The sequence below is a fragment of the Allostella sp. genome, assembly GCF_041913585.1.
Lineage (GTDB): Bacteria > Pseudomonadota > Alphaproteobacteria > ATCC43930 > Allostellaceae > Allostella.
Map to the genome: position 1 here is coordinate 1 of NZ_JAYSFE010000234.1, position 3417 is coordinate 3417.

Genomic DNA, 3417 nt, shown 5'->3' on the forward strand with positions numbered 1-3417 from the left:
AGCAACTGATTCGTAATCAGTAGGTCCGCGGTTCAAATCCGCGCGTCGGCACCATTACCTCCCGGGGTCCCGCCAGCCGCGATCGCAGGCATCGCCGACCGGTCCGCCATCCCCGGTCTGCGGCTCGCCGGAGCCGCCGCGGCCGACCACATCCCGCACTGGCGAAGCGCCGCGGCAGCCATCCCGGCTCCCCCCCCACGTGCGGATCCGGCCGGTGGGTCCCTCGACTTCGCCAGGGCTGGGGGCGCCTCCGCTTGGCTTGCGAAGAGCCACGGTCCGAGCGAGTCGAGGAGCGTCCGGGCGCTGGCGCGCACCACGAGGGATCGTCCGTCAGACCTGCGACCGTCGCGCGTCCGGCGGGCCGCGCCGCCGTCTACGGCCGCACCGCCGGCGTTTCGACCGGCAGGCCGGCAGCCCGCAAGGCCAGGTGCAGTTCCAGCGCCAGCGCCTCGTCCGAGCCGGCGGGGAAGGGCTCGGCGCGGATTCCGGTCATGCAGTTGCGCAGGCGGCGGGCGAAGGAGCCCATGCCCTGCCATTCCAGGCGATAGATCGGATAGCCGTTGGCATGGCCCTGCGGGATGGGGCTGCCCGCTAGCCGCTGACCCGCCGCGCCGTGGTGGCACTGGGCGCAGGCGAGGTCGAACTGGCCGAACCGGGTGTGGAAGAGGCGCCGGCCGAGTTGCGCGGCCGGCGCGGCCGGCCCCTCGCCCGAGGCCGCCATCGGCAGCCCGCGCGACTGCAGCCCGACGAGGGCGGCGAGCGCCAGCCGGTCGTCGCCTTCGGCCGGCAGCGGCGGCGCGCCCTGGCGCTCCTCGCGGCAGCGGTCGATGCGCTGCTCCAGGTTCATGAGCCGCCCGGCGGCCTCGTCCCAGGCGGGCTGGCGGGCGGCGACGCCGCGCATCGCCGCCGCCGCGTCGCCGTGGCAATCCTGGCAGGAGCGGGCGGCCGGGCCCGACCCGTCCGCGCGCGCCGGCCGGTCCCGCCACAGCGCCTCCCCGCGCGCGACCCAGAGGAAGGCCGGGTTGGCGTCGTCGTCGTCCTGCATCGCCCGCGTCTGCGGCCCGAGATCGTGGTAGCCGGAGCGCTTCTCCGCCGTTCCGGCCGGCGCCGTGGCCGCGATCGCCAGGGCGAGCGCCAGGAGGCCGGCCGCCCTCATGCGACGGTGATCGGCACGGTCTCGCGGTGGCGGCCGCCCTGGTCGTCCTCCCAGGCGAACTCGAGCGTGCCGCTCTCCTTGGCGACGACGTGGAAGGCAAGGAACGGGTTGGCGGCGATCGCCGGAAAGAGCGCGACGCGCAGCACGAGCTCGCCGTTGCAGGTGCAGGTGAAGGCGTGGACGATGTCGCGCGGGATCGGGCGGCCGCGCGCGTCGCGGCGCTGACCGCTCTCCATCGGGTGCTGGATCAGGACCTTGACCTCGAACGGCACGCCCGCCTGCACCGTCTTCGGAACGTTGAACCGCGCCAGCGCCATCGTCCGCCCTCCCCTCACTCCAGGCACGCCGCCAGGGTCACCAGGAGCTCGACCTCGTCCGACCACAAGCGGCCGTCGGCCGTCCGCGCCACCGCGACCACGGTCTGCGAGGTGGCGAGCCGGATACGGGTCGAGACCATCGGCCGGCCGGCCGCGGGCCCGAACTCGAAGCGGGCGACGTCGGGGAGCGGGTTCGCCTCGGCGAAGACATGGATGGCCTCGACCCGCTCCGGCCCGGCGAGCGGCGCGTCGACCGCGACCGTCATCGCCACGGCGTTGCCGTTCTCGACCAGGAGCGGCAGATCGAGGCGGACCCGCGCGCGGGTGACCGGCCCCTCGCCCGCCAGCGCGCCGATCAGCGCCCGCACCTCCTCCGGCGTCGCCCGGACCGGCAGCGGCGCCAGCACGGCCGCGACCCCTGCCCCGGCGACGAGGCGCAGCATCCGCCGGCGGCCGATCACGGCGCGTCCCGCAGGGTGGCGAGGAAGGCGACGACGTCCTCGACCTGGCCGGCGTCGAGGATCGGGCGATCGCGCCACGGCCGGGCAACGCGGTTGCGTCCGGCGGCGACGTGATAGGCGGGCATGATCGTCTCCGGGACAAGGCGGCGGGAATCGACGACGCGCAGGCGGATCTGCGCCGGGGTCAGCCGCGACCCGACCCCGGCCAGGTCCGGCCCAACGGTGCCCTGGAAGCGCTCCTCCGGAAACGGGCCGGAATGGCAGAGCAGGCAGGTGCCGACCTGACGGTCGAGGAGGATGCGGCGGCCCTGCTCCGGGTCCGGCGGGCCGGCGGCGAGCGGCGCCGGAATGCCGTCGCCCTCCACGATGAACGGCACCGCCTGGCCGAGGGCCGGCAGCGCCAGGGGCAGCATGGCGGCCACGGCCAGCGCCACCCTAGCCGAAGGTCTCGGCCGTGACGGTGCGGAACCAGGTCTCGGCATGGTCGGCCTCGAGTTCGCGGATGACGGCGGGCGCGTCGGGCGGGCTGGCGCCGCCGGCGCCCGGGATGTCGGCCAGGACACCGCCCTGCGGACGATAGACGCCGGCGATCGAGATGCCGTAGCCGGGCGCGACCAGGCTGTAGCAGGTGTTGACCAGCCGCGGCTCCGCCGGCCGGTCGCCGCGCAGCAGGGCGGCGATCGCCAGCGCCGCCACCTTGGCCTGGGCATTGGCGGCGAAGGCCGATTTCGGCATCGCCCCGGCGATCGCCGCGTCGCCCAGCACATGGATGCCGGGCACCAGACGCGATTCGAAGGTGACGGGGTCGATGGGGCACCAGCCGGTGCGGTCGGCGACGCCGGCGGCGGCAGCGATCGCCCCCGCCCGCTGCGGCGGAATGACGTTGGCGACGGCCGGCCGGTGACGGTCGAACTCCGTCTCCAGCACCATCGCGGCCGGGTCGACGCGGACCAGCCTGCCGCCCGCCGACAGCGGCACCCACTCGATGAGGCCGGGATAGAGCCTGTCCCAGGCGTCGGCGAAGAGCCGCTGCTTGGAGAAGGCGTCCTTGGCGTCGAGCAGCAGGAGCTTGGAGCGCGGCTTGCGGGTCTTGAGGAAATGGGCGACGAGGCTCGCCCGCTCGTAGGGTCCGGGCGGGCAGCGGAACGGGTTGGCCGGCGCCGCCAGGACCACCAGCCCGCCATCCGCCATCGCCTCGAGCTGGCGGCGCAGCAGCAGCGTCTGCGGCCCGGCCTTCCAGGCATGCGGCATCGCCTCGGCCGCCGCCTCGTCGTAGCCGGGGAGCGCACTCCAGGCGATGTCGATGCCGGGCGCCACCACCAGCCGGTCGTAGGCCAGCGTCCGCCCCTCGCCGAGATCGACCGTGCGGGCGCCGGGGTCGACGCCGCGCGCCGCCGCGTGGACCACGGTCACCCCGTCCGCCACGGCGCCGCCATAGCCGAAGCGCTGCGCCTCGATCTCGCGCAGGCCGGCCAGCACGGCA

General features: G+C 75.4%; 5 protein-coding genes. All 5 read right to left on the reverse strand.

Features of this window, described 5'->3' with window-relative positions:
• Positions 1-373: 373 nt before the first annotated feature.
• A complete protein-coding gene (gene soxA / locus ACE3Q3_RS23500) occupies positions 374-1156 on the reverse strand; it encodes a sulfur oxidation c-type cytochrome SoxA (protein WP_374450146.1) in 783 nt (260 codons plus the stop codon).
• Complete coding sequence (gene soxZ / locus ACE3Q3_RS23505) at positions 1153-1473, reverse strand: thiosulfate oxidation carrier complex protein SoxZ (RefSeq protein ID WP_374450149.1); 321 nt, start codon at positions 1471-1473, stop codon at positions 1153-1155. Before soxZ ends, soxA begins: the two co-directional genes overlap by 4 nt.
• 14 nt (positions 1474-1487) lie before the next feature.
• Positions 1488-1934 (reverse strand): thiosulfate oxidation carrier protein SoxY, encoded by a 447-nt coding sequence (locus tag ACE3Q3_RS23510; protein WP_374450151.1) that lies wholly within the window; start codon positions 1932-1934, stop codon positions 1488-1490.
• On the reverse strand, positions 1931-2368 hold the full coding sequence (soxX, locus tag ACE3Q3_RS23515) for a sulfur oxidation c-type cytochrome SoxX (RefSeq protein WP_374450152.1): 438 nt from the start codon (positions 2366-2368) through the stop codon (positions 1931-1933). The genes ACE3Q3_RS23510 and soxX overlap by 4 nt, the downstream gene beginning before the upstream one ends.
• 1 nt (position 2369) lies before the next feature.
• Positions 2370-3417, reverse strand: a 1048-nt coding sequence (locus tag ACE3Q3_RS23520; protein ID WP_374450154.1) for an FCSD flavin-binding domain-containing protein, incomplete at its 5' end; no start/stop codon positions are given.

Coding starts and splice junctions, on each gene's coding strand:
- soxA (WP_374450146.1), bottom strand. CDS start 1,156: ATGAGGGCGGCCGGCCTCCTGGCGCTCGCCCTGGCGATCGCGGCCACG.
- soxZ (WP_374450149.1), bottom strand. CDS start 1,473: ATGGCGCTGGCGCGGTTCAACGTTCCGAAGACGGTGCAGGCGGGCGTG.